This is a genomic window from Pseudarthrobacter sp. AB1 (genome assembly GCF_014926485.1).
Classification (GTDB): Bacteria; Actinomycetota; Actinomycetes; order Actinomycetales; family Micrococcaceae; genus Arthrobacter.
On record NZ_PZKO01000067.1, the window covers coordinates 23,983 to 47,671 of the forward strand.

At 64.2% G+C, this 23,689-nt stretch carries 22 protein-coding genes and 1 pseudogene; 10 read left to right on the top strand and 13 right to left on the bottom strand.

What is annotated here, in order from left to right; all coding sequences use genetic code 11:
* Positions 1–3: 3 nt before the first annotated feature.
* Positions 4–471, bottom strand: a complete 468-nt coding sequence (locus DAD99_RS18250) for a pyridoxamine 5'-phosphate oxidase family protein (protein WP_193342645.1) — start codon at positions 469–471, stop codon at positions 4–6.
* Positions 472–625: 154 nt separating this feature from the next.
* On the opposite strand from DAD99_RS18250, the gene DAD99_RS18255 reads away from it, so the two are divergent.
* Positions 626–2,344 carry a GAF domain-containing protein gene (locus DAD99_RS18255; RefSeq protein WP_309233390.1) on the top strand — a complete coding sequence of 573 codons (1,719 nt, stop codon included), beginning with the start codon at positions 626–628 and terminating at the stop codon, positions 2,342–2,344.
* Between the two features lie 3 nt (positions 2,345–2,347).
* Here DAD99_RS18255 and DAD99_RS18260 read toward each other — a convergent pair whose 3' ends face one another.
* A complete protein-coding gene (locus DAD99_RS18260; RefSeq protein WP_193342647.1) occupies positions 2,348–3,031 on the bottom strand; it encodes a response regulator transcription factor in 684 nt (227 codons plus the stop codon).
* Between the two features lie 226 nt (positions 3,032–3,257).
* On the opposite strand from DAD99_RS18260, the gene DAD99_RS18265 reads away from it, so the two are divergent.
* On the top strand, positions 3,258–4,643 hold the full coding sequence (locus DAD99_RS18265) for an MBL fold metallo-hydrolase RNA specificity domain-containing protein (RefSeq protein WP_193342648.1): 1,386 nt from the start codon (positions 3,258–3,260) through the stop codon (positions 4,641–4,643).
* A 31-nt stretch (positions 4,644–4,674) separates the two neighbouring features.
* On the opposite strand, the gene DAD99_RS18270 is transcribed toward DAD99_RS18265, so the two are convergent.
* Positions 4,675–5,316 (bottom strand): NADPH-dependent F420 reductase, encoded by a 642-nt coding sequence (locus DAD99_RS18270; protein WP_193342649.1) that lies wholly within the window; start codon positions 5,314–5,316, stop codon positions 4,675–4,677.
* A gap of 174 nt (positions 5,317–5,490) precedes the next feature.
* On the opposite strand from DAD99_RS18270, the gene DAD99_RS18275 reads away from it, so the two are divergent.
* From DAD99_RS18275 to DAD99_RS21890, 3 genes and pseudogenes are all read left to right on the top strand, one after another.
* On the top strand, positions 5,491–6,354 hold the full coding sequence (locus DAD99_RS18275; RefSeq protein ID WP_193342650.1) for a universal stress protein: 864 nt from the start codon (positions 5,491–5,493) through the stop codon (positions 6,352–6,354).
* Positions 6,355–7,357: 1,003 nt separating this feature from the next.
* Positions 7,358–7,477, top strand: a pseudogene (locus DAD99_RS21885) (hypothetical protein); the annotation flags it as partial.
* A 63-nt stretch (positions 7,478–7,540) separates the two neighbouring features.
* Positions 7,541–8,035 carry a DUF4389 domain-containing protein gene (locus DAD99_RS21890; RefSeq protein ID WP_227008241.1) on the top strand — a complete coding sequence of 165 codons (495 nt, stop codon included), beginning with the start codon at positions 7,541–7,543 and terminating at the stop codon, positions 8,033–8,035.
* Here DAD99_RS21890 and DAD99_RS21895 read toward each other — a convergent pair.
* From DAD99_RS21895 to DAD99_RS18295, 4 genes are read right to left on the bottom strand one after another with little or no spacing between them, the layout of a single operon-like run.
* Entirely contained in the window at positions 8,019–8,849 is an 831-nt protein-coding gene (locus tag DAD99_RS21895) for an ABC transporter permease (protein ID WP_227008228.1), read from the bottom strand. The genes DAD99_RS21890 and DAD99_RS21895 overlap by 17 nt on opposite strands.
* 1 nt (position 8,850) lies before the next feature.
* Complete coding sequence (locus DAD99_RS21900) at positions 8,851–9,105, bottom strand: hypothetical protein (protein WP_227008229.1); 255 nt, start codon at positions 9,103–9,105, stop codon at positions 8,851–8,853.
* On the bottom strand, positions 9,080–9,820 hold the full coding sequence (locus DAD99_RS18290; RefSeq protein WP_227008230.1) for an ABC transporter ATP-binding protein: 741 nt from the start codon (positions 9,818–9,820) through the stop codon (positions 9,080–9,082). Before DAD99_RS18290 ends, DAD99_RS21900 begins: the two co-directional genes overlap by 26 nt.
* Before the next feature lies 1 nt (position 9,821).
* Positions 9,822–10,094, bottom strand: a complete 273-nt coding sequence (locus DAD99_RS18295) for a YegP family protein (RefSeq protein WP_193342651.1) — start codon at positions 10,092–10,094, stop codon at positions 9,822–9,824.
* A gap of 178 nt (positions 10,095–10,272) precedes the next feature.
* On the opposite strand from DAD99_RS18295, the gene DAD99_RS18300 reads away from it, so the two are divergent.
* Positions 10,273–12,174, top strand: a complete 1,902-nt coding sequence (locus DAD99_RS18300) for a heavy metal translocating P-type ATPase (RefSeq protein WP_193342652.1) — start codon at positions 10,273–10,275, stop codon at positions 12,172–12,174.
* A gap of 51 nt (positions 12,175–12,225) precedes the next feature.
* Here the strand turns inward: DAD99_RS18300 and DAD99_RS18305 are convergent, their stop codons facing one another.
* The 6 genes from DAD99_RS18305 to DAD99_RS18330 form a co-directional block, all read right to left on the bottom strand.
* On the bottom strand, positions 12,226–12,684 hold the full coding sequence (locus DAD99_RS18305; RefSeq protein ID WP_193342653.1) for a pyridoxamine 5'-phosphate oxidase family protein: 459 nt from the start codon (positions 12,682–12,684) through the stop codon (positions 12,226–12,228).
* A gap of 13 nt (positions 12,685–12,697) precedes the next feature.
* Positions 12,698–13,561 carry a universal stress protein gene (locus DAD99_RS18310; protein ID WP_193342654.1) on the bottom strand — a complete coding sequence of 288 codons (864 nt, stop codon included), beginning with the start codon at positions 13,559–13,561 and terminating at the stop codon, positions 12,698–12,700.
* A complete protein-coding gene (locus tag DAD99_RS18315) occupies positions 13,558–14,019 on the bottom strand; it encodes a universal stress protein (protein WP_309233391.1) in 462 nt (153 codons plus the stop codon). Before DAD99_RS18315 ends, DAD99_RS18310 begins: the two co-directional genes overlap by 4 nt.
* 232 nt (positions 14,020–14,251) lie before the next feature.
* On the bottom strand, positions 14,252–15,997 hold the full coding sequence (locus tag DAD99_RS18320; RefSeq protein WP_193342655.1) for a DUF5671 domain-containing protein: 1,746 nt from the start codon (positions 15,995–15,997) through the stop codon (positions 14,252–14,254).
* Complete coding sequence (locus tag DAD99_RS18325; RefSeq protein WP_309233392.1) at positions 15,994–16,476, bottom strand: hypothetical protein; 483 nt, start codon at positions 16,474–16,476, stop codon at positions 15,994–15,996. The genes DAD99_RS18320 and DAD99_RS18325 overlap by 4 nt, the downstream gene beginning before the upstream one ends.
* 142 nt (positions 16,477–16,618) lie before the next feature.
* Positions 16,619–16,948, bottom strand: coding sequence for a DUF3040 domain-containing protein (locus tag DAD99_RS18330; protein ID WP_193342656.1), 330 nt, complete (start codon positions 16,946–16,948; stop codon positions 16,619–16,621).
* Between the two features lie 153 nt (positions 16,949–17,101).
* Between DAD99_RS18330 and DAD99_RS22335 the strand changes: the two genes are divergently transcribed.
* The 4 genes from DAD99_RS22335 to narJ all read left to right on the top strand — a co-directional run bounded on the left by DAD99_RS22335 (position 17,102) and on the right by narJ (position 23,688).
* Positions 17,102–17,488 carry a hypothetical protein gene (locus DAD99_RS22335; RefSeq protein ID WP_193342657.1) on the top strand — a complete coding sequence of 129 codons (387 nt, stop codon included), beginning with the start codon at positions 17,102–17,104 and terminating at the stop codon, positions 17,486–17,488.
* Between the two features lie 199 nt (positions 17,489–17,687).
* Positions 17,688–21,398, top strand: a complete 3,711-nt coding sequence (locus tag DAD99_RS18340; RefSeq protein WP_193342658.1) for a nitrate reductase subunit alpha — start codon at positions 17,688–17,690, stop codon at positions 21,396–21,398.
* Positions 21,398–23,071 carry a nitrate reductase subunit beta gene (gene narH / locus DAD99_RS18345; RefSeq protein ID WP_193342659.1) on the top strand — a complete coding sequence of 558 codons (1,674 nt, stop codon included), beginning with the start codon at positions 21,398–21,400 and terminating at the stop codon, positions 23,069–23,071. The genes DAD99_RS18340 and narH overlap by 1 nt, the downstream gene beginning before the upstream one ends.
* The gene (gene narJ, locus DAD99_RS18350) at positions 23,068–23,688 is read left to right on the top strand and encodes a nitrate reductase molybdenum cofactor assembly chaperone (protein ID WP_193342660.1); all 621 of its coding nucleotides are present in this window, start codon (positions 23,068–23,070) and stop codon (positions 23,686–23,688) included. Before narH ends, narJ begins: the two co-directional genes overlap by 4 nt.
* Position 23,689: the final 1 nt, after the last annotated feature.

The following is a 23,689-nucleotide window of genomic DNA, read 5'->3' on the forward strand; positions in this document are numbered from 1 at the left end:
CGGTTATTCCAATCCGGCGCGGGTGGCCTCGTCCAGGGGACCGCCCCAGGTCAGCGGCGCGGAAATCCTGAACCGCCTTCCGCTGACACTCTCGGGGACAATTCGGAGGAAATGGTCTTTACGGCCTGTTTCCCAGGGGAACAGTAAGTGTCCGATGGAGTCCAGGACTTCGGGGGTCCGGTCAAGTGCTGTAGCCGGCCCTTTCACGACGACGCTCCAGGCCACGCCGCCGTCCGTGTCGGCACCGTCGGCTTCAAGTGCCACCTGCTGGCCCAGGGCGGATGCAAGCTTGGTGCCCGCACCCGTCCGGAAGACCAGTGATTCATGGTGGACCTTGTAGTTGATAGGAAAGATCTCTGGGTGGTCGTTCACCCACACGGCAAGGCGGCCCACCGAATCGCCTTGCAGCAACCGCCAGCACTCCTCAGCTGGCAGCACGGCGGTCTCCGGTATCGATGCATCTGTGGTCATGGCCAAGATCATACGGAGCAGTTCCTCCCCTATGTAGGGCACAAAGACCCCTAATCAATCAGTCGAGCCTAGATGATCGTTCCTTGTGGGGAGTAGTCTGTGGGCACCGGCAGACCGGGCCACATGGATGTCTCCATCGAACAAGGCGGTTTCATTGAACCAGCCCACTCAACCGACCGGGGCGGGTGCCTGGCTACCTGTTCCCGACTCCCGGACGGACGAACTTCTTACCGACTTTGTTGACCGTGCCGGGGAGCTGGTAAGCGCCCAACAGCGGATGCAGGGGCTTCTGAGTGCCGTCGTTGCCTTGGCTGAGGACCTCAGCCTGGAGGCCGTACTGCACAGGATGGTCAGTTCAGCCTGCCACCTCCTCCAGGCTGAATATGGAGCCTTGGGAGTGATTGGACGTGACCGTGCCCTGAGCCATTTCATCACTGTGGGGATAGACGAGGAACTCGCCCGTAAAATTGGCCCCCTCCCCACAGGACATGGCGTTCTGGGCCTGTTGATCCGCGATCCGAAGCCGCTGCGGTTGCATGATCTTAGCCAGCATCCGGATGCCTACGGGTTTCCCAAGAATCATCCGCCGATGAAATCTTTCCTCGGCGTGCCGGTCCGTGTGAGGGAAGTTGTGTTCGGCAACCTTTACCTGACTCAAAAGAGGGGCGGCGGCGACTTCACGGACGAAGACGAGGAGCTGGCCGAGGCACTTGCCGCGGCCGCCGGCGTCGCCATTGAAAACGCCAGACTCTATGACGATGCCCGGCGCAGAACCGCATGGCTGCAGGCGTGCATGGATGTGACCGGCAAGATGATGGGCGACGAGGAGACGTCGGAGGGCCAGAACGGGGGACTGGACATGATCGCCGCAAGGGCACTCCGGGAGTCCAGTTCCGCCCTTGCCCTCATCCTGGTCCCGGAGGAGACCTCCAGCCTATTCCGCATCGAGGGAGTCGCGGGAGGAGCCGCTTCGGAGTGGGCCGGACGGCTTCTGTCGTTTGACTCTGTCGAAATCGACACCGTTCTCGCTACGGGTCAAGCCGCTCTGATTGAAGACGCTTCGTTAGCCCTCGACGGCAGTCTGGCGCCGATTGCGGGCCGGCTGCTGGTCATCGACCTTAGCGCCCGCGGCACCCACCACGGGCTCCTGGTCCTCCAGCGTGAACGGGCTTCCGGGACATTCAGTAGGACGGACATGGAAATGGGTCCGGTGTTCGGGTCGCACGTGGCGCTGGCGCTCGAACTGGCCCGGGCGCACCGGATGCGGGAACAGATTGCCGTATTCAGCGACAGAGACCGGATCGCCCGCGACCTCCACGACCTCGTCATTCAGCGACTGTTCGCAGCGGGGCTCAGCATCCAAAGCCTCCGGCGTTTCATCACCGGTGACTCCGCAGCCAGGACGATCCAGACTGTGACCGCCGAACTTGACGAGACTATCCGGGAGCTTCGCAACACCATCTATTCGCTGAGTGACTCCGAGACCGGGAAGGAACTTCTCAGCAGCCGTGTCCTCCAGGCGGTCCGCAGCGGCACGCAGTCCCTGCCTTTCGTTCCCCTCCTGACGCTGACGGGGCCAATCGACGCGATCCGGGACGAGGAAACTGCCCTGAACATTTTGGCTGTCATCACCGAAGGGCTGAGCAACGCTGTTCGCCACTCGGGAGCGGATTCGATCCGCGTTTCAGTTTCCGTGGAGGACGGATTCGTCTGCGTCGTGATCCAGGACAACGGCACAGGATTCATCGTGGCACCGCCTGGCAACGGACTGTCGAACATGGAATACAGGGCCCAGACGCTGGGCGGCACTTTCGAGGTGTCCAGCTCCCCCGAGACGGGAACCGCATTGACCTGGGGGGCTCCGGTTTTTTGACTGCTACTGGTCAGGGGAGGAATGCTGCGCCATGTGGACCGCAGCCTGCGTCCGCCGCTCGAAACCCAGCTTCGCTAGCAGGGACGAGACGTAGTTCTTCACTGTCTTTTCGGCCAGCAGCATGCGTTCGCCGATCTGGCGGTTCGTCAGGCCTTCCCCGACCAGTTCCAGTACCTTGCGCTCCTGCCGGGTCAACGCCGCGACCCTTGGGTCCACGCGCTCAGGTTCTGCCAGTCCCTGAACGATCCTGGCTTTCAGGTTGGCATCAAACAGGGATTCACCCCTGGCAGCGCGACGCAGGGCACCGATCAGGTCCGAACCACCTATTTCCTTGAGAACGTACCCTGAGGCCCCGGCCAGGACCGCACCGCGGAGAGCCTGCTCGTCGTCGTAGCTTGTAAGAATCAGGCAATTGATCGTTTCGTCAACTGAATGGACATCGCGGCAGACCTCGATGCCTGTCCCGTCCGGCAACCGCGCATCAAGGATTGCGACGTCCGGGTGCAGCGCTGGAATTCGGCGTGCCGCTTCGGCGGCGGAGCCGGACATGCCGACGACCACGAATCCCTCGCTCTCCAGGAGGTCTTGGAGTCCCCGGCGGACCAGTTCATGATCGTCCAGGATGAACACCGTAATGCCGGTGTTGGGCGAGGCAACCCCGTCCTCCGATGCTGCGATGGCGTTCATTCCTATCCCTTCCGCGCCGCCGTTCCAAGGGCACCAAAGGTGCCCCGCCTGCGCCTGACTCATTCTTTAGGAACAGCCAGGATGCCACAAGGGTCCAATGACCCGAACCGCTGGCGCCCGGACGCTGTGACCAATGGCCCTACCCCTGCCGCTGGAACCGGGAGAATGTTGTGCCACCGGCCGTTTAGGTCCGCGGCCTATCCGTTTTTCTCGGAAAAGAGCAGGAATGAAGGATAAGAACGAGGACACTCTCCGCTTCCTGGGGGCAACCGACACCGTGACGGGGTCCCGGTACCTCGTGGAATCGGGTGGACAGCGGATTCTTATCGACTGCGGGTTGTTCCAGGGATTCAAACGCATCCGTGCCCGCAACCGGGTACCCTTTCCGGTACCCCCGGCATCCATAGACGCAGTCCTGCTGACCCACGCCCACCTGGACCACACAGGCTACGTACCGGCACTGGTCAGGGACGGCTTCCGGGGGCGAGTCCACGCTACTGCGGCCACTACGGAACTGTGCACGCTCCTCCTGCCTGACAGCGGACACCTCCAGGAGGAGGAAGCGCGCTACGCGGACCTGCACGAATATTCATCCCATCGCCCCGCCGTCCCGGTTTACACAGCCGCGGATGCCGTGCGGTCCTTGAACAGCTTCGAGCCGCACGATTTTGACACACCCCTCGACCTTGGGGGAGGCATCCTGGCCACTTTTGTGCCGGCAGGGCACATCCTGGGCGCCTCGCAGATACGGCTGACTGTCCACGGCACGCGCGTGCACTTCACCGGGGACCTCGGCCGGCCCCATGATCCACTGATGCACCGCCCGCGGGCACTTGAAGCCACCGACGTCCTGGTGGCCGAGTCCACGTACGGCAACCGGATCCACCCGGAGACAAATCCGGAGGACGAGCTTGGCGAAGTTATAGACAGGGCAGCCAAGAGGGGCGGGGTTGTCCTCGTTGCCGCCTTTGCGGTGGGCAGGGCGGAGACGCTGATGCTGCATCTCTCGCGCCTCCGGCGGCGCGGGGCGATCCCGGACATCCCCATTTACCTCAATAGCCCGATGGCCATCGACGCGTCGGGAATGTACCAGAGGCACCCCGAAGAACATCGGCTGCAGGAACGCGAGTACACAGAGATGTATCGGGTGGCCACCATGACCCGAAGCGTCGATGATTCCAAACTGCTGAACCTGCGCGGCGGCCCCATGGTCATCATCTCGGCGAGCGGCATGCTCACAGGCGGCCGTATCCTGCACCATCTGCAGGCCTACGGACCCGACCCCAAAAACGTGGTGGTGCTCAGCGGTTACCAGGCCGCGGGAACCCGTGGCGCCGCTCTTGCAGGCGGTGCGAAGCAGTTACGGATCTTCGGCCAGGACCTTACCATCAGAGCCGAAGTCGTTATGTTGGACAGCCTGTCGGCGCATGCGGATTCCAATGAAATCATCGAGTGGATGCGTGACGCCCCGCGAGCTCCTCGTGTGACCTATGTCACCCACGGTGAGCCGGACGCGTCTGACGCTTTGCGGGTTCGGGTCAGACGTGAACTGGGCTGGAACGTCAGGGTCCCCGAGCATCTTGAGGCCGTGTCGCTGAAGCACCCGCGCTAGAGTGCCTACAGGGGATCTGCAGGCATTTATCCTATGGAAATATCCTGAGCGCGGTGTCCCAGTTGAAGTGCTGGTGCTCAGGGCTGACCTGCAGGCCCATGACAACCAGCATGATGGCTTCGAGTTCGCGCGAACGCCGAAGCGGCCCGACGTCGATGGGCCTGAGTCCTGCGGCCGCTGCGACCGCGCTGACTTTCTCTTTGGCTTGCTCCGAGTCGCCGGCGATGAATACGTCCAGATGTTGCCCGCCGACCTTTCCAGCCTCCAAGGTGGTGGGGAACGTGGTGTTGAACGCCTTAACCACATCTGCACGTCCGTTCAACAGGCGGGCTGTTTCTTCGGCTGCGGACATTCCGGGCTCCGTGGTCAGCCGATCGAAATTCGTGACGTCCACGGTGTTGCTGATATCTACGACGACTCGTCCGTCAAGAGAGTCTCCGATTTCCAGGATGGCGTTGTGCACTTCCTTGTGCGGGATGGCCAGGAAGATTATTGCTCCTGTGATGGGGGCCCCCGTCACGCCTCCTGTGGCGCCGGGTCCGAGGCTTTCGACTAGGTCCCGTGTTTTGGAGCCGTCACGGCCAAGAATCTGTACCGGGTTGTTCCCTCGCAGCATCGCCGTGGCGAGTGCGCGGGCCATGTGCCCGCTGCCGAGAATGCTGATGTTGGTCATGATCTTCCTTTGCTGGAAACGCCGCGGTTTGCGTGTCCATCCAGTAGACACTGTCGCCGGGTACGGGCAACAGGGACGAAAGCCCCGGCATTAGGCCGCGGGGGGCTTAAGGCACTGGCCGTTCAGCGCCTCAGCGAGACACTGGATCAGTGGAGCGAGGACAGGGAGTAAGACGTGAAAGCGCACGAGGTTCTGGCAGGGGCTGATCGCTCAGTCACAGGTCAAGGAGCTGCGGACTGGGCTGCCCAGAGAGCGATCGGACGAGGTCTTCGTCTGCATTTGGTGCGGGTGGTACCGGAACCCTCGTACTACGTACTGCCGGCGCAGTACGGGGAGGCCGTGGCCGCGGCGGAGGCGCTGTTGGGCCTGGAGCGTGACCGGGTGGCTGCGCGGCATCCGACGCTGCAGATCGTTACCAGCTGGCAGGCGGGCGAGCCGGCGCCGGTGCTAAGCCTGTTGTCCGTTCGCGCCGAGATTGTGGTTCTCGGTTCGGACCGTTCAGCAGACAGGCGGGGGGAGGGATTTGGGTCGGTAAGCTTTCAGGCCGCAGTCCTGTGCCGTAGTCCAGTCGCCGTCATTCCCGCTCCCAGGGTGGCGAGCCGAACAGGGGTGGTGGTTGGCATCGACGGGTCGGTTGACGCCGTGCTTGCCCTGAAGATGGCGGCGGAGGAGGCAGACCGGATGGGAGAGGCGCTGACAGTTCTGCATGCGGTATCGAAAGTGCTGCCTCCAGCTGACGCAGGAGGCTGGACCGAACCCGGTTTCAGCCGTAAGCCTGACCACCTGACGCTCATCTCAGAAGCTGCTGGCAGCGTGCGGGAGAAATTTCCGGCGCTGACTGTTTACGAGGCGCTGGAGCTGGATGACTCTCCTGCCGATGTGCTCATCCGTGCCGCAGAACAGGCAAGCCTGTTGGTGATTGGCTGCAGGGGGCGGGGCGGACTTCGGAAGCCCATCGGATCCATAGCCGAAAAGGTCCTGATGGGGTTGCCTTGTCCCACCATCATCACGCGTCCTGCATCTGGACACGCCTCCTGATATCAGCCACTGGTTACGGCTGCCATGAGTGACCTATGGCCCTACCCGCGGCGACACGCGGGGCTGACTCTGGAGGGAGCCATGCGCGGCCGGGGCTGGCGTAAAAATCCGAATATCGACCACGGGAGGACTTCCATGCGGGCCCGTTCCATCACCATGCTCATTCTTGGCATCTTGTTCTCGATGCTGGGTATCGGGTTGCTCTTCGGCGGCATAGGTGCCTCGTGGGTCAATTCACTCCAAAACGACGGCGGCTACCTCACCTCACCGAGTGAACGATTCGACGTTAATTCCTCAGCGATCATTTCCGCCGGGCCGGACAACATGCGTGATGACGCCTACCCAGGGCCTTTGCCCTTTGATGTGGGCAGCATCCGGATTTCGGCAGCATCCGCTAATGCCGACAAAGAGATCTTTGTCGGCATAGCACCCCGCTCTGACGTGGAGCGCTACCTGTCCGGGGCCAACTACTCCGAGTTGCTCGACGTCAGTTTCCGGCCCTTCCATGTGGAGTATCGCGAAACGCAGGGAGCACAACAACCGCCTCTTCCGTCCGGGCAAGACTTTTGGGCGACTTCCGCTTCGGGATCCGGTGAACAAGAACTAGACTGGAATATCGAGCCGGGGAACTGGTCGGTAGTGATAATGAATGCCGATGCCAGCCCGGACATCCGCGCCGACCTGCAGGCCGGGTTCCGATCTGAGCTTTTTGGGCCGATAGCCGCTGGCCTGCTGGCAGCGGGAGCCATTCTGCTGGTTATCGGGGTTCCGCTGCTGATCTTCGGCGCCCAAGGACTGGGCAGGCACGCGACGGCGGCGGCCACGCCAGGAGCCGCAGTGCCAGCGCCCATGGCGTTCGCCGTTCCTGCCGCCGTTCCACCACTGTCCAATCCCGCTGCGGAGACGGCGCCGTACCCGGCTCGACTGTGGGGGGGAGCTCGACCCGGTGTTGTCCAGGTGGCTGTGGCTCGTGAAGTGGTTCCTGGCCATACCGCACTTCATCGTGCTGTTTTTTCTCTGGTTTGCGTTCGTTGTGGTCACGGTAATTGCCGGATTCGCAATCCTCTTTACAGGCCGATTTCCCCGCTCACTCTTCGATTTCAACGTAGGAGTCCTTCGCTGGAACTGGCGAGTGGCTTTCTATGGCTACTCAGCGCTTGGAACAGACAGGTACCCGCCGTTTACATTGGCCAGGACGGACTACCCTGCTGACTTCGAGGTCGACTACCCGGAACGCCTGTCCCGAGGGCTCGTGTTGGTCAAGTGGTGGCTGCTGGCGCTTCCGCACCTTGTGATCGTTGCGGCGCTCACCGGCACCAGCACCGTCCGCTGGAGCGACCCCGCGACCCCAGACATCAGATACGAGACCGGTACCGGGTTTTCGCTGCTAGGCCTCTTGGTTCTTGTCGCTGCGGTGATCCTGCTGTTCAGCGGCCGCTACCAGCGCCCGCTCTTCGACTTGCTTTTGGGCTTCAACCGCTGGATCTACCGTGTCATCACCTACGTCGCCCTGATGCGGGATGAATATCCGCCGTTCCGCCTTGACCAGGGCGCCAAGGATCTCCACGAGGGCCTTCCAGGTGCAGGCGACGGCAAGACGGTGCGCCCGCCGGCCCTGCCGGCTGGACCCCTTCCGCCGGACGGCCCTACCCCAACGGATGGTCCTACAGCGCGCGGTTGAGACTCCGCTGCAACAGGAGGGCACCCAGTGCCAGCAACGCCGCGGCCATCGCGGCGAGAATCCCCAATTGAGGCAGGATGTCGGCCAGCCCGCCGTCGTGCCGCTGGACCACAGCGAAGGCGTCATAGGCCCAGCGGTGCGGGGTGGCATGCGAAACGGTCTGAAGAGTTTCGGAGAAGAACTCCGCAGGCACCATGGAACCTCCCAGCCCGGCCAGCACCAGTCCCAGGCCCACCCCGACGCCGGAAGCTGCGGCGTCGTTGTCAAAAATTGAGCCGATCACCATCGCCGCCGCGGCAGCGACTGCGGCGAAGAGGGCCAGGATGAGGCCGGCGCTTTCCCCGGCCATCGCTGCGACTGCTCCGGCTCCAAGCTGGCCCAGAAGACCGTCCACCACTGAAACCAGGACGTCAGTTTCGATCCTTTGCCGGTCGCCCTCCACCACCTGCACGGACACAGCCTGGTCGGAGGTGACAGCGGTAGTGAAGCCAGCGGGGATGACCAGCCCCAGATCCGCACCGCTATTCTGCGCCTCCTGCTGCACCTCCGCGGCAGGGGCACTTCTCACCGTGACGTCCATGATCTCCAGCGAATCAAGCGCATTGAGCAAGGCGCCGCCAAGTGGTCCGCCGTCTTCATTACTGGCAACCACGGTGGCCGGCTTCAGTTCGACGCTGTCGAGGCCGAAGCCGCCGAAGGTGAGGTTCAGGACTCCCATGAGGGATAGCGGAACCAGCAGGGAGAAGATGAACACTGACTTATCGCGAACACGCTGCCTGAGGTCATTTCCGACCATTACCCAGATTTCCCGCATGTCAATCCCTGAGGGCTTTGCCGGTCAGGTGAAGGAAGACGGATTCCAGGTCCGGCCGGGCTATCTCCACTGTGGTCAACGTCATCCCCGCGTTCCCTGCCCCGGTCACGATGGCCGGCAAGAGACTTGGCCCGTCACTGACGGTGAGGAGCAAACCCGTCGCACTGACGTCGATCTGCTGCACGCCCGGCAACGCCTTCAAAGCTGCCGCAGCCGCGCTGGTGTTACCGCTACCGCGCAGATTGATGCGGTCCACGCCGCCGGTTTAGCCTGAGCAGTTGGTCCCGTGTTCCTTCCGCCTGGACCCGGCCTTCGTCAATGATGGCGATGCGGTCGCACAACCGCTCCGCCTCTTCCATGTAGTGCGTGGTGTAGAGCACGGCCATGCCTTCCGTGGCCAGACCCTCCACCGACTCCAGGATGGAGTTCCGGGATTGTGGATCAACCCCAACTGTCGGTTCATCGAGAATCAGCAGGGTGGGACGGTGCAGAAGTCCGATTCCAATGTTCAGCCGGCGCTTCATTCCGCCCGAAAACTTCTTGGTCTGCTCTCCGGCCCGGTCGGCCAACCCGATGAGTTCCAGCAGTTCGTTCGTCCTGGCGCTGAGTTCCTTGCGACGTAGCCCTTGGAGGCGTCCGAAGAACCACAGGTTTTCGCGCGCCGACAAGTCTGGATAGATCGCCAATTCCTGTGGGACAAGGCCAATGTGTCCCTTTGGACGTGTGCTTGTTGGAGTCATCGTTTCACCCACAACGGTGACCGACCCGGCGTCGGCAGCGATTAGGCCAGCCACCATCGAGATAATCGTGGTCTTGCCGGCACCGTTTGGCCCAAGCAGGCCATAGGTTTCTCCCGCCCGGATGTTGAAGGTCACGCCGTCGACAACCGTCCGCTCGCCGTAGCGTTTGACCAGGCCATTAACCGCCAGGACAGTCCGCGTCTTGACGTCCGCCGTCGCCGCTGGCTGCATGTCAGGCGCTTGCTGCGTTGCCGACCGCGGCGGAAGGATGCCGGACGACTGGGTCTCCAACCGGGTGACCGCCTGCCCGGACCGTCTGTGGAGCCGCGCAAAAATCTCTTATGAGACCGGTTCCGGCGCATTCACGGACATCCTTGATAGCGGCTGCGGCGTCGCGCTTATCCGGGTACGGCCCGGAAACGGCGAGTACCGTCCCGTCCTGCGCCACAAGGGTGAACCGCACTTGTGATTCCGCATCCGTGAACAATTCGAATGATCCTGCCATGCGCATGCTCCTTCCAAAACTACTTCGTTCGGGTGGTGGGCGGCGGTAGTTGTGCCAATCCTTCCAGAACGGGACGTACACCGTCAGGGACAAAGGTCCCGGTACGTCTCTTAAAGCTGGACCCAAGGGGTCCGAAGGCCCCTACGTGTGACCGCCGGACGGCCGTAGGGTCGACATCATGACCCTGACAGCGTTGCGGACCACGATTATTCGTTTTCCATTGGTGGCCGGCACCGTCGTGGCGGGGGCGGCCGTTGCGGTGCTCCTGGCCACAGGGCAGGCATCGGCAGCCCAATGGACGACAAGCGGCTACGCCCTCCTGGTTGCGATCTTTCGGTCCGGCTCCATGGTTAAGGCGCTGCGCAGCGGCCGATGGGGGATTGACCTCCTGGCCGTGACTGCAATCGCTGCGACCGTGGCTGTAGGGGAGTACGTGGCAGCCCTGATCATCGTGCTGATGCTCGCCGGGGGCGAAGCCCTGGAAGAGATCGCCCAGGGGCGTGCTACCCGGGAACTCAGGTCCCTGCTCGAGCGCGTCCCGCAAACGGCACACCGTGAACTGCCGGGTTTGCCCCCGGAAGACATCCCGGCCGGGGACGTCAGCCGGGGCGACATCCTACTGATCAAGCCATCGGAGGTGGTTCCGGTGGACGGGCTGCTTCTGACGGCGGCCGGCAGTTTCGACGAATCCACGTTGACGGGTGAGAGCTTGCCGGTGGAACACGCAAAGGGAGACACGCTGCTCAGCGGATCCGTCAATGGCGACAACGCCGTGCACATGAAGGCGACGTCCACGGCGAAAGACTCTCAGTACAGCCAGATCGTGGCCTTGGTCCAGGAGGCTGCATCCAGCCGGCCGCCGGTGGTCCGGCTCGCAGACCGGTATGCGATTCCATTCACGCTCCTCGCGTTCTCCCTGGCCGGGATGGGCTGGTATTTCAGCCAGGACCCGGCCCGGTTCGCACAGGTCCTTGTTGTCGCCACACCCTGCCCGCTGCTTATCGCAGCTCCCGTGGCATTCCTCGCCGGCACAAGCCGGGCGGCCCACGCTGGAATCATCATCAAGAATGGGGGAACGCTCGAGCAGCTTGCCCGGGTGCGCACGGCCGTTTTCGACAAGACAGGCACGCTCACTCATGGCCGTCCGACCCTCAGCGCCGTCAGAATCTCCAAGGCGGCATCGGCAGGCATCTCCGAGGACAGGCTGCTGCAACTGGCGGCCTCGGCGGAGCAGTACTCGTCCCATGTCCTTGCCGCATCTGTGATTGATGCTGCCCAGCACCGAGGCCTTGAGCTTCTGCAGGGGAGAAACGCGTCCGAACACGCGACCCAGGGGGTCACGGCCACCTGCGGCGACCAGACGGTGGTGGTGGGTAAACCTGACTTTGTCCGTTCCGTCACCTCGGGGTTCGAGGAGGCCGAGGTGGCCGGTGGACAACTGGCGGTCTATGTGGGCGTTGACGGCCGTTTCGGGGGAGCGCTGATCATGAGTGACCCGCTCCGGGACAATGCGGTGAGTACGCTGGCTGACCTGCGCCGGCTGGGCGTTCGGGAAACGCTGCTGCTCACCGGCGACGCGCGGGCCACTGCCGAAAAGATCGCTTCGCAGGCCGGGATCTCCCGGTTCCAGGCAGGCTGTCTTCCCGGTGACAAGGTCGCCATCGTTGCCGGGCTGCGGGAACGCCCGGTCTTGATGGTGGGCGACGGTGTGAACGATGCCCCGGTCCTGGCTGCCGCCGATGTTGGTGTCGCCATGGGCGCCAAAGGGTCAACCGCGGCGAGCGAGTCGGCCGACGTCGTCATCATGCTTGACGACCTATCCAAGGCGGCGCTGGCAGTCGACATCGGGCAGCGCACGGTCCGGATAGCGCTGGCGAGCATTTGGATAGGCATCCTGCTGAGCATCGGCCTGATGGTAGCAGCGGTATTCGGATACATTCCAGCTGTGGCCGGCGCCCTCCTCCAGGAGCTTGTCGATCTGGCCACGATCCTGAACGCGCTTCGTGCCCTGAGCGATGGCCGCCGTCCAACCGCGACGCCGGTGGGCGGCCCGCCGGTGAGCGTTGCGGCAGTGAGGTAACGGCCGGCGTCGTGCCTAAACCTGGCGTGACTTCCCCTGTCGCCGGGACGTTTATTTCCGTGCTGAGTCCAGCGGTGGCCACCAGCCGGACGGGGGATTGATGACAAACCGACGGCCGCTGACCTCCGTGGGCGTTACACGCACCAGGTGGTCCTTGCCTCCCGCCTCCCAGGGTGACAGCCCGGCGTCGGCTGCTTCCCGGAAATCCTCCTGCGTGCCCACAACCTTGGCAGTCCCCTTGATGATGACGCTCCATGCGATGGTTCCGTAGGTATTCAGGCCGTCGGCTTCCAGCGCGACCGGACTTTCAGCAAGCACCGCATCCAGTTTGGTACCCGGGCCCGTACGGAAGACGACTGTCCCATAGTCGGGGACGTAGTTCACGGGGAAAATTTCGGGCCCGCCAGCCGTTGTTACGGCGACCCGGCAGACCGAAGCCGAACGGAGGTATTTCCAGCAGTCATGTATGTCGAGGACTTCTCTTTCCGGTCCTGAGCCGTTGCCTTGCATGCTGGGGCTCCTCCTACTTGTGCTTCACGCGTTGGATGGGGGTTATCACCGTAGGGCACGGCGGATGCGTCAGAACCGCGTGGGCCGTGGAACCGAGCAGCAGCCGTTTGAACCCGCCCCGGCCGCGGCTTCCCACCACGAGCAGCCGCGCGGACGCTGCGGCCTGCACCAGCGCCACGGCCGGTTCCATTTCGGTTTCGAGGACTTTGTGCACCACAAGGTCCGGATAATCCTCGCCGAGGCCGGAGATTGTTTCGGACAGCACGACCTGCTCCTCATCCTGAACCCGTTGGGCCAGATGCTCGGTGAGGGCGGCACTATCGATCCATCGGTCGGGCCCCCGGGAAGCGTAGACCACTGTCAACTCCTGGCCTTCCCGGTCTGCCTCCGCGGCAGCGAACGCAACGGCCTGGGTGGCTTCTTCCGACCCATCAACGCCTACGACCACGCCCTGCCGGCCTTCGATCTCGTGGTCTCCGATGACTGCGACTGGACACTTCGCTGCGGCGGCGACCTGCAGGGCCCGGTCGGTCAGCGAACCACCCAAATGGGGGGCGCCGGAACCTACCACAAGCATTGACACCTTGGTCGAGTACTTACCCAGCGAGCCGGCGACGCCTCCTTCCAGGACTTTGGTGGTGATCTCAACCGGAACGGTTCCCCGAACGCGCCCGGCGGCGGTTTCCAACAGTTCGTCGGCCTTCTCCAGCAGCATTCCAGTCCAGGGCATGGGCTCCGCCACCCAGCGATCGTCCACTACGTGGAGGATCACCAGGGCTACGTGGGCGCGCGCGGCCCGCTGCGCAGCCCACCGTACGGCCGCCTGGCTCTGGGCAGAATCATTGGTGGCGACGGCGATTGGGTTGGAGGATCTCACGGCTGGCCTTCCTGTGACTTTTGTTCGGGACTGTGGACGACGAGGACCGGGCAGTGCGCATGGGCAACGCAGGCCGAGCTGACGGATCCCAGGAGCAGGCCACCGAATCCGCCATGGCCGCGTCTGCCGACGACGATCATGTCAGCGTGGCGGCTGGCGTCAATGAGCGCATCTCTGGGGTGGCCCCTGACGACACGAGGAATGACGTTGGTGGGCGTCTCCGGACCGAACGCCTTTTCCATCGCTTCGTTGAGGATCAGCTCCACACGTTCCTCGAAGCGGTCTATGCCCATTGCGACGTAGCCGGCGTAAACCTGTGGATCGTCCCAGCAGGCGGTGGCCAGCACTTTGGCCCCAACCGGGACGGCCAGCCGCTGGGCCTGCCGGAGCGCCTCCACCGAGGCCTCCGACCCGTCCACCCCCACCACGAACCTGGCATCCTGCAACGCTGACTCCACTATGACCGCTTCCCTTCATTACACGATTGCTCCCCTCCAGCCTGAAACGTGAGCTAGTGGACTTGTAGGGCCAAAAGTCACCTATAAACCGGAGGAACTGCCTGAGCTTGAAAAGCCTTGGCATGGCCAAAGGCACGATTCGCTATCCCTCAGGTTGGGCAGCCGGCTCTCCGTTCTGCCAGAGTCCGATCACGTTTCCTTCAAAATGCACTAGTCCACCCATTGCAGTCACCTAGTTTCCAGAAGGGATAACGCCGCTTACCGGCCCATCATTGGGGACGATATTTCTGTTTTCCAAGGGAATTACCTCGATGGGGGCTAGCTGACCGGTCGCCGGACCGATCACCAGCAGAACGTGCTGGGCGGTGACGCCGGCAAGTGCCGTGACCACCCGGTCGACCAGCCCTGGCTCCGGTGGAAGGTCGACTCCCGCCAGCAACGGTTCGAGGCCGGCATCGGCCCTTCTCCACACAGTGACCTTCGCGCCGTTGGCGGCGGTGATCGCCTTGGACAATGCCGCCGGATCGAACGCCGTCACCAACGTGACCCGGTCGATGATATGCGCGCTGGTCAGGGACGCGGCCGCCAGGAGTACGCGCTCGCGCCGCCACAGGGCAAAGTGATACGCGGCAACGAGGCCCGCTGCCACCAGGAGGCCGAACGGCGCCCGGATGCGGTCCAGGAAGCTGCCTCCGGTCACATCGCCAAGGAGGAACTCGAAGATCCGGTACCCGATCACCAGGAGGGCAATGAGCGCCACCACGGCACTAATGCCGAAGAACACGATGAGGTAAACGCGCCTGCCGGGAGGAATGGCGTCCGCGCTTTGCCGTTGGCTCCCCGGCTTCCACACCTGCCACCAGACGGGACCGCCCACCAGGAGGGAACTGATGCCGCCCAGCAGCAGGGTGCGCGTGCCGCTCCCCGCAAGGGGAGAAACCGTAATGGCCAGCGTTGCATTGATAACAACGCCAATGCCGGACGCAGCTGCCGCCAGTGCAACGCCCGACGTCACAAGCCGCCCTGCACGCCGCGTGGCAACGGAACGACGCGCCCCACTGACGCGGTGATATCGCCACGCCAAGGCGCCGACGGCGGCAGCGGCGATAGCCGAGCCCAGCGGAGCCAGCAGTTCACTCATGGGGTCACCCCGGTCGAATGCCGTTCTCAGCAGCACAAAAACCACGACGCCGGCTCCGCCGAGCGCCGTGATGCCCGCAGCAAAGATCCCAACGGCAATCAGTGCTACATCCATCAGCCTGGTCTCCAGTTTGCGGCCGCCGACCTTGAACCAGTGCCACCACCACACAATACTTCCGCCAGCGGCCCAAACCAGGGCCCGCAGCACAGACTGCCACCACGCTTCCGTCCCCGGCGTGAGGCTGGTGAAGCCCCGGATTGCGACGTCGAGCAAGCCGCCCAGGGCCGTGATGGCGGCGAACGCGCCCAAGAGCAGTCCGAAGGCCGTACCGATAACGGCCGGGACGTCGTCAAGATTGACGGGATGTTTGACGGGGTGCCGCCACATCCAACGGTGCCAGATCCATATTCCGGCCCAGACAAGGCCAACGGACAACGGCGAATACCACCGGGGTTCTTGCTGGCCGATGAAGGACGCCGCCAACCCCAGGAGGGCCGTCACAGACACGATCAGCGACACCGCGTAGGCGGCGGCCAAGTAGAGGCCCCACCCCGCTGAGATGCGCTCCGCGCCGTCGTCGAGCCTTTTCCAGACAACCCACCACAGGAGCGCGGCGAGCGGTCCGCCGATCAACGTGAAGGCAAGGGAGCGGGCAAGTCCGGTCACATCACTGGAGGCCAGCAGCGCGCCCGTACTGAACAGGCGCTCCAAAAGGCCGCTGAGCCCGACAGCCGCGATCACCACCAAGGCAAACAACAGTACGTAGAGGATCAGGCGGCGGAGGGTGAGTTGGGCGGACCCTGCCGTTGAAGCTGTTGTGGAGACTCGGGAAGTCATTGCTTCAACGTCGATCCGGTGCAGGACAGAAGCTGGTACGGTGCCTGGTCGACCAGCCATTTGCCATCGGTCTTCACCAGGGAGAAGCGGTCCTCCATCTCGTATTCGGAGGGTCCGAATGGGCCGCCAGAACCGGAGCCAACGACAGAGACCTTCACCAGGGCCGTGCTGTCCCGCTCGGTGGTTGCGATCAAGACAATCCGGGTGGGCAGCGGGCCGCTTTCGCGGAACCCGCTGCAGGAGGAGCGGGCAGCCTCCGTGAGGTAGGAATCGGCAGTGGCCGTGTCGCCGTCGATGACCGCCGTGCTGTACCGCTGGACAACGCCCGCAGGCGTGGACTCATCCAGCACCTCTGGTTCTCCGCGGGTGAAAACGACTGCCAGCGCGACGATCACCAACAGGGCTATCGCGGACACGATAAAAAGGAGGACCCGGTCCGGCTTTCCCGCCGCAGCGTTCATGCCGTCAGTATCGCGCACTAGCAGCCCCTTTGCATGTGTCTTCTGGCCCTCGTTCAGCAGGCTCACAAGTTTCCGGCGTGCCCCGGGGAAACGAGACCCATCAGCAGGAGAAGAAGACCAAGCTCAGCCAGTCCGGCCGCGAAATACTTTTCTCCAGCATCTATTCGACCGAGGTGTTGTGTCGAACCTCAGGATTGGGCGGCCGCTTCACCCACCGGAGTCGCGGAGGGCCGATACGGCGCGATGCGATTGATCCACCGGCTGCCATGGCGATGAAGCCAGCGGCGCCAAGTGCCGTGGACATCAGCGCAGCTCCGATCATCAAGATGACAAAGCCGGTTGAAGTGAGCAGCACCGCGCCGGCCAGGATCCAGCCATTGGACGCTGGCCGCGGCGGCTGCCCCAAGCGTGCGGCGAGCTGCGGGTCATCCTCGAGCAACTGGCGCCCAATCTCGTTGAGCTGGCCACGCTCGCGCCTGGAAAGTGACATTTGTACCCTCCTGAACGTGCATTGGACGCATGAGTCCGACGTCAATATCCAGTGTGCAGCCGGCCGCCATGCGCGGGTAGGGGCGAACGTCCCGAACGATTACAGGCGCCTCGACTCTGGATATGGTTGGCAGGCAAGGTAAAGCGGAGGTATGTGCAATGGCGGCGAAACCCCTCCCGTCCACTTCCGTCGGCTGGTGCCGGGATCGGCGAGCGATGGCGCGCGGATAAACTCATCGCTTCGCTGCGCGGCGCTGCCTGGCGGTCCCGGACCGCCGGGGCCGGGACCAAGGGCGACCGGCTGTACTCCTGGGCCAGGGCCCGCATCAACGGACCCGCCGAAACCGGAGAACACTGGTTGCTGGCCCGCCGGTCCCTGAAAGACCCGACCGACCTCGCCTACTACATTTGCCACGGCCCGAACCGGGTCTCGCTGGCCGAGCTGGTCAGGATCGCCGGCGCCCGGTGGGCGATCGAAGAAACCTTCCAACCCTCCAAGGGCGAAACCGGACTGGACCACGGCCAGCACCACCCACTGTAACTGTCAGTTCCTGACGTAACCTGGACCAGCTACGGGTTGGGGAAGCGGGGATGCCGTTTCCGCCACTGCTGATATGCGGCCGATATGGCGTAGCAGAACCGGCGAATCGAGCAGCCTGAATATAAAAGGATTAGCGCACGTTTTGTTTATAAATCCGGAAACTGTAGCGGTTGCGCATTGTTGTCCCTAGGGTGGCAACATGACTGAGGATCGGTTTGTCCCTGGGCTCGACGGAGCAGCCTCGGATGCGATGTTGAAGTTGGGCCGTTTCTTCACGAAATGGGACCAGACGGAGGACGGCAGGGCGGTGTTCCGGGAGGGGGGCCGGAAAGGCGACATCTTCTACCGCGACCGGTGGAGCCACGACAAAGTGGTCCGCTCCACACATGGGGTGAACTGCACCGGCTCATGCTCGTGGAAGGTGTACGTCAAGGACGGCATCATCACCTGGGAATCCCAGCAGACGGACTACCCGTCGGTGGGGCCGGACAGCCCGGAATACGAGCCGCGGGGGTGCCCGCGCGGGGCGGCCTTTTCCTGGTACACCTACTCACCTACCCGGGTCCGGTTCCCCTACGCCCGCGGTGTCCTAGTGGAGATGTACCGTGAGGCCAAGGCCCGGCTGGGTGACCCGGTGCTGGCCTTCGCCGACGTCGTGGGGGACCCTGAACGGCGCCGCCGCTACCAGCAGGCCCGCGGCAAGGGCGGCCTGGTGCGGGTGTCCTGGCACGAGGCGATCGAAATCGCCGCCGCCGCGCACGTGAACACCATCAAGGCGTACGGGCCGGACCGCTGCGCTGGCTTCTCGCCGATCCCGGCCATGTCCATGGTCTCGCACGCCGTCGGGACCCGCTTCATCCAGCTGATCGGCGGGGTGATGACGTCTTTCTACGACTGGTACGCCGACCTCCCCGTGGCCAGTCCGCAGGTCTTCGGGGACCAGACCGACGTGCCGGAGTCCGGTGACTGGTGGGACGCGGGCTACCTCATGATGTGGGGCTCCAACGTGCCCGTGACCCGGACCCCGGACGCGCACTGGATGGCGGAGGTGCGGTATCGCGGCACCAAGGTGGTGACGGTCAGCCCGGACTATGCGGACAACACGAAGTTCGCCGATGAATGGCTCCCCGCCCAGGCCGGAACGGATGCGGCACTGGCGATGGCCATGGGGCACGTCATGCTCAAGGAATTCTTCATCGAGCGTGAGGTGCCTTTCTTCGCTGACTACGTCCGCCAGTACACGGACCTGCCGTTTCTGGTCCGGCTGGAACGGCGCGACGACGGTTCGCTGACGCCGTCGAAGTTCCTCACCGCGAAGGACCTTCCGGCCGAGTCCGGGGCCGAGGACGCGGCGTTCCGCACGGTGCTGTTCGACAGGAAGACCCGCCTCCCCGCGGTGCCCAACGGTTCCATGGGGTTCCGCTACTCGGGCAGCGGTGAGGGCAAATGGAACCTGGACCTTGAGGGGATCGAGCCGGCCCTGTCGCTGCGCGAAGTGTCCGGGGACAGCGTCGAGATCCTGCTGCCGTGCTTCGAGGACGCCGGCGGCGCCGGCAGCGTCCTGAGGCGCGGCGTGCCCGTCCTCGAGGTCGAAGGCCAGTTGGTCACCACCGTATTCGACCTCATGCTGGCCCAGTACGGCGTCGGCCGCGAAGGGCTGCCGGGGGAGTGGGCTGCCGGCTACGATGACGCCGCGACGCCGTATACCCCGGCGTGGCAGGAGGAGATCACCAGCGTTCCCGCGCACGCCTGTATTCGTGTCGCGCGGGAGTTCGCCCGCAACGCTGAGGAGTCCAAGGGCCGCTCGATGATCATTATGGGCGCCGGGATCTGCCAGTGGTTCCACGGCGACACCACGTACCGGGCGGTGCTGGCGCTCGTGATGCTGACCGGCTGCATGGGCCGCAACGGGGGCGGGTGGGCGCACTACGTCGGCCAGGAGAAGACCCGGCCGGCCACTGGCTGGGTGTCGCTGGCCAACGGGCTCGACTGGTCGCGGCCGCCGCGGACCATGATCGGCACCGGCTATTGGTACATGCATACGGACCAGTGGCGGCAGGACGGGTACTCCGCGGATGCGCTGAAGTCCCCGCTCTCTACCGGAGCCCTGGACGGGATGCACACCGCGGACGCACTGGCCCAGTCCGCGCGGCTCGGCTGGATGCCGTTCTATCCGCAGTTCGATCGGAACCCCCTGGACCTCGCGGATGAGGCGGAGGCCGCCGTCGCCGCCGGCACCGCGAAGGACACCCCCAGCTACATCGCGGACGCGCTGAAAAACCGCACCCTGAACCCGGCGATCGAGGACGTGGATGCCCCGGAGAACTGGCCGCGGACGCTCGTGCTGTGGCGCTCCAACCTGTTCGGCTCTTCCGCCAAGGGCAATGAGTACTTCCTCCGCAACCTGCTGGGAACCCACAACAACGTCCTGAAAGACCACGCCGAAGGGCTTAAGCCCAAGGACGTGAAGTGGCATGAGGAGGCCCCGGAGGGGAAGCTGGACCTGCTGGTTTCCGCGGACTTCCGGATGACGTCCACCACGCTGCTGTCCGACGTCGTGTTCCCCGCCGCCACCTGGTACGAGAAGCATGACCTGTCCTCCACGGACATGCACCCGTTTGTGCACGCCTTCAGCCCGGCCATCGACCCGCCATGGGAGACCAAAACGGACTTCGACACGTTCCACCTGCTGGCCCGGGAGTTCTCCCGGCTGGCGAAGACGCACCTGGGCGTGCGCCGGGACCTGGTCAGTGTGCCGCTGCAGCACGACACCCCGGGGCAGATCGCCCAGCCCGGCGGGATTGTGCGGGACTGGCGGAACACGGACATCCCCGCTGTACCCGGGCAGAACATGCCCGTCTTCTCCGTGGTGGAGCGGGACTACACGGCCATCGCGGACAAGCTCGCCGCCGTCGGGCCACTGGCCGACAAGCTGGGCTTCACGGTCAAGAACGTCACCTACAAACTCGCCGGCCCGTTGGCGCGGCTCAGCCGCTCCAACGGAGTGATGCTCGGAGGTGCCGCGGACGGCCGCCCAGCGATCGATACCGACGCGAAGATGGCCGAGGCAATCCTGGCGTTCTCCGGCACCACAAACGGCGCCCTGTCCGTTCAGGGCTTCAAGGACTTGGAAGTCCGCACCGGGCGGAAGCTGGCGGACCTGTCCGAAGGCTCCGAGGAAAAGTTCATCACGTTTGCGCAGACCCAGGCAGGCCCGGTCCCCGTGATCACGTCGCCGGAATGGTCCGGCTCGGAGACCGGCGGCCGGCGCTATGCCCCGTTCACCATCAACGTGGAACGGCTCAAGCCCTGGCACACCCTGACCGGGCGGATGCACTTCTTCCTGGACCATGACTGGATGATCGACATCGGGGAAGCCCTGCCGATCTACCGGCCGCCACTGGACATGCATCGGCTCTTCGGCGAACCCAAGCTCGGCAGCAACGGGCAGCTGGAAGTAGTGGTCCGGTATCTGACGCCCCACTCCAAATGGTCCATCCACTCCGAATACCAGGACAACCTGCTGATGCTCTCGCTGTCCCGCGGCGGGCCCACGGTCTGGATGAGCCCTGCCGATGCCGAGTCCATCCAGGTCAAGGACAACGATTGGGTGGAGTGCCTGAACATCAACGGCGTCCTGGTGGCCCGGGCCATTGTCAGCCACCGGATGCCGGCTGGCGTGGTCTACGTCCACCACGCGCAGGAGCGCACCATCGATGTGCCGAAGTCCGAGGCCACGGGACGGCGCGGCGGCATCCACAACTCCGTCACCCGACTGCTGGTTAAACCCTCGCACCTGATCGGCGGCTACGCCCAACTGGCTTACGCCTTCAACTACCTCGGCCCCACCGGGAACCAGCGTGACATGGTGGCCACCGTCCGCCGTCGTTCCCAGGAGGTGCAGTACTGATGCGCGTTATGGCTCAAATGGGCATGGTCATGAACTTGGACAAGTGCATCGGCTGCCACACCTGCTCGGTGACCTGCAAACAGGCTTGGACCAACCGGGCCGGCACCGAATACGTCTGGTTCAACAACGTGGAAACCCGCCCCGGCCAGGGGTATCCGCGCCGCTACGAGGACCAGGAGAAATGGCAGGGCGGCTGGGAGCTGAACAAGCGCGGCAAGCTGGTGCTCAAGGCCGGCGGCCGGGTGAAGAAGCTCCTGGGAATCTTCGCCAGCCCGGTCCAGCCCGAGCTCAAGGACTATTACGAGCCGTGGACCTACGACTACAAGACCCTTGTGGACGCGCCCCTGGGCGACGACTTCCCGGTGGCCCGGCCCAAGTCCCTGATCACCGGCGAGGACACCAAGATCACCTGGTCCGCGAACTGGGACGATGACCTGGGCGGCTCCACCGAATACGGCCACCTGGACCCGATCGTGGAGAAGGTCCGCCGCGAGTCCGAGGACAAGATCAAGTTCGCGTACGAGCAGACCTTCATGTTCTATCTCCCGCGGATCTGCGAGCACTGCCTGAACCCCTCCTGCATGGCCTCCTGCCCCTCCGGCGCCATCTACAAGCGGGTGGAGGACGGGATTGTCCTGGTGGACCAGGACAAATGTCGCGGCTGGCGCCAGTGCGTCACCGGGTGCCCCTACAAGAAGATCTACTTCAACCACAAGACGGGCAAAGCCGAAAAATGCACTTTCTGCTACCCCCGGGTGGAGGTTGGGCTGCCGACGGTCTGCTCTGAGACCTGCGTGGGCAGGCTGCGGTACCTAGGGCTGTTTTTGTACGACGCCGACGCCGTCACTGCGGCGGCGTCCGTCACGGACCCGCAGGAACTCTACGACGCCCAGATGGACGTGCTGCTGGACCCGAACGATCCCGCCGTCCAGGCCGAAGCCCGGGCCCAGAACATTCCGGAGGACTGGATCGACGCCGCCCGGCGCTCCCCGGTCTACGCCCTCGCCAAGATCTACAAAGTGGCACTTCCGCTGCACCCCGAATACCGGACAATGCCAATGGTCTGGTACGTCCCGCCGCTCTCGCCGGTGGTGGACCTGCTGCGGGACCAGGGGCACGACGGCGAGGATCACGGCAACCTGTTCGGCGCCATCGACGCGCTGCGGATCCCGGTGGAATACCTCGCGGAACTTTTCACCGCCGGGGACGCGGACCGGGTCACAGCGGTGCTGAAGAAGCTCGCGGCCATGCGCTCCTTCATGCGCGGCATCAGCCTGGGCAACGACCCCGACGACTCCATTCCGGAGGCTGTGGGCATGGACAGCCAAACCATGTACGAGATGTACCGGCTGATGGCCATCGCGAAATACGACGAACGCTATGTCATTCCCAAGGCCCACGTGGAACAGGCGCATGACCTTGAGGAGATGGGCTGTTCACTCGATTTCGACGGCGGACCGGGCATGCAGGATTCCTCCCCGTTCGGCGAGGCGAGCGGCAGGCCCGTCCCGGTGGCGGTGGAAACGTTCAACGCTCTCCGCGACCGTCAGACCTCTGACTCGGCGCCCGGTGAAACGTCCCTGCGTGGCCGGGTGAACCTGCTGAACTGGGACGGCACCGGTGCGCCGCCGGGGCTATTCCCCGAAAAGCACACCCCGGGGGAGCAGCCATGACCCGCCGGATTCAGGTCCTCTACCTCGCCGCGGCCTGGTGCCTGTCCTACCCCGACGAGGAGCTCATCGGCCGGGTCCCGCTGATGCGGGCGGCACTCGCCGAGTTGCCCGGTGCCAGCCAGGACTTCGACGACGTGTTGGATCTGCTCGAATCCTCGGAGCCGATGGAGATCCAGGCCCACTATGTGCGCGAGTTCGACCTCGGCCGACGCCACGCGCTGCACCTGAGCTACTGGACTGACGGGGACACCCGGCGCCGCGGCGAGGTGCTGGGCACCTTCAAGAAGACGTACCGACAAAGCGACATCCTGGTGGATACCCACGGCGAGCTGCCGGACTACCTGCCCATGGTCCTGGAATACGCCGCCCTGGTGGACATGGCGGCGGGACGCGGGCTGCTGATCCGGTACCGGGCGAGCCTTGAGATGCTCAGGTTCGGGCTACTGCGGGACGAACTGCCGCATGCCCGAATTCTCCAGGCCATCTGCGCCACGCTTCCCGGGAAATCGCCGGCTGATGAGCAGGCCGTCATGCGGATGGCAGGTTACGGCCCGCCCACCGAAGCGGTAGGGCTGGACCCCTACGATCCGCGCCTGCTGCCCGTGAAAGGGGCCTGAC

Bases quoted from the DNA above. Each gene is read 5' to 3' on its own strand.
- DAD99_RS18305 (WP_193342653.1), bottom strand. From the start codon at position 12,684: ATGCAAGGCAACGGCTCAGGACCGGAAAGAGAAGTCCTCGACATACAT.
- DAD99_RS18250 (WP_193342645.1), bottom strand. From the start codon at position 471: ATGACCACAGATGCATCGATACCGGAGACCGCCGTGCTGCCAGCTGAG.
- DAD99_RS18290 (WP_227008230.1), bottom strand. From the start codon at position 9,820: ATGCAGCCAGCGGCGACGGCGGACGTCAAGACGCGGACTGTCCTGGCG.
- DAD99_RS18320 (WP_193342655.1), bottom strand. From the start codon at position 15,997: ATGACTTCCCGAGTCTCCACAACAGCTTCAACGGCAGGGTCCGCCCAA.
- DAD99_RS21895 (WP_227008228.1), bottom strand. From the start codon at position 8,849: ATGCGGGAAATCTGGGTAATGGTCGGAAATGACCTCAGGCAGCGTGTT.
- DAD99_RS18295 (WP_193342651.1), bottom strand. From the start codon at position 10,094: ATGGCAGGATCATTCGAATTGTTCACGGATGCGGAATCACAAGTGCGG.
- narH (WP_193342659.1), top strand. From the start codon at position 21,398: ATGCGCGTTATGGCTCAAATGGGCATGGTCATGAACTTGGACAAGTGC.
- DAD99_RS18340 (WP_193342658.1), top strand. From the start codon at position 17,688: ATGACTGAGGATCGGTTTGTCCCTGGGCTCGACGGAGCAGCCTCGGAT.
- DAD99_RS18270 (WP_193342649.1), bottom strand. From the start codon at position 5,316: ATGACCAACATCAGCATTCTCGGCAGCGGGCACATGGCCCGCGCACTC.
- DAD99_RS18260 (WP_193342647.1), bottom strand. From the start codon at position 3,031: ATGAACGCCATCGCAGCATCGGAGGACGGGGTTGCCTCGCCCAACACC.
- narJ (WP_193342660.1), top strand. From the start codon at position 23,068: ATGACCCGCCGGATTCAGGTCCTCTACCTCGCCGCGGCCTGGTGCCTG.
- DAD99_RS18330 (WP_193342656.1), bottom strand. From the start codon at position 16,948: ATGTCACTTTCCAGGCGCGAGCGTGGCCAGCTCAACGAGATTGGGCGC.
- DAD99_RS18300 (WP_193342652.1), top strand. From the start codon at position 10,273: ATGACCCTGACAGCGTTGCGGACCACGATTATTCGTTTTCCATTGGTG.
- DAD99_RS18265 (WP_193342648.1), top strand. From the start codon at position 3,258: ATGAAGGATAAGAACGAGGACACTCTCCGCTTCCTGGGGGCAACCGAC.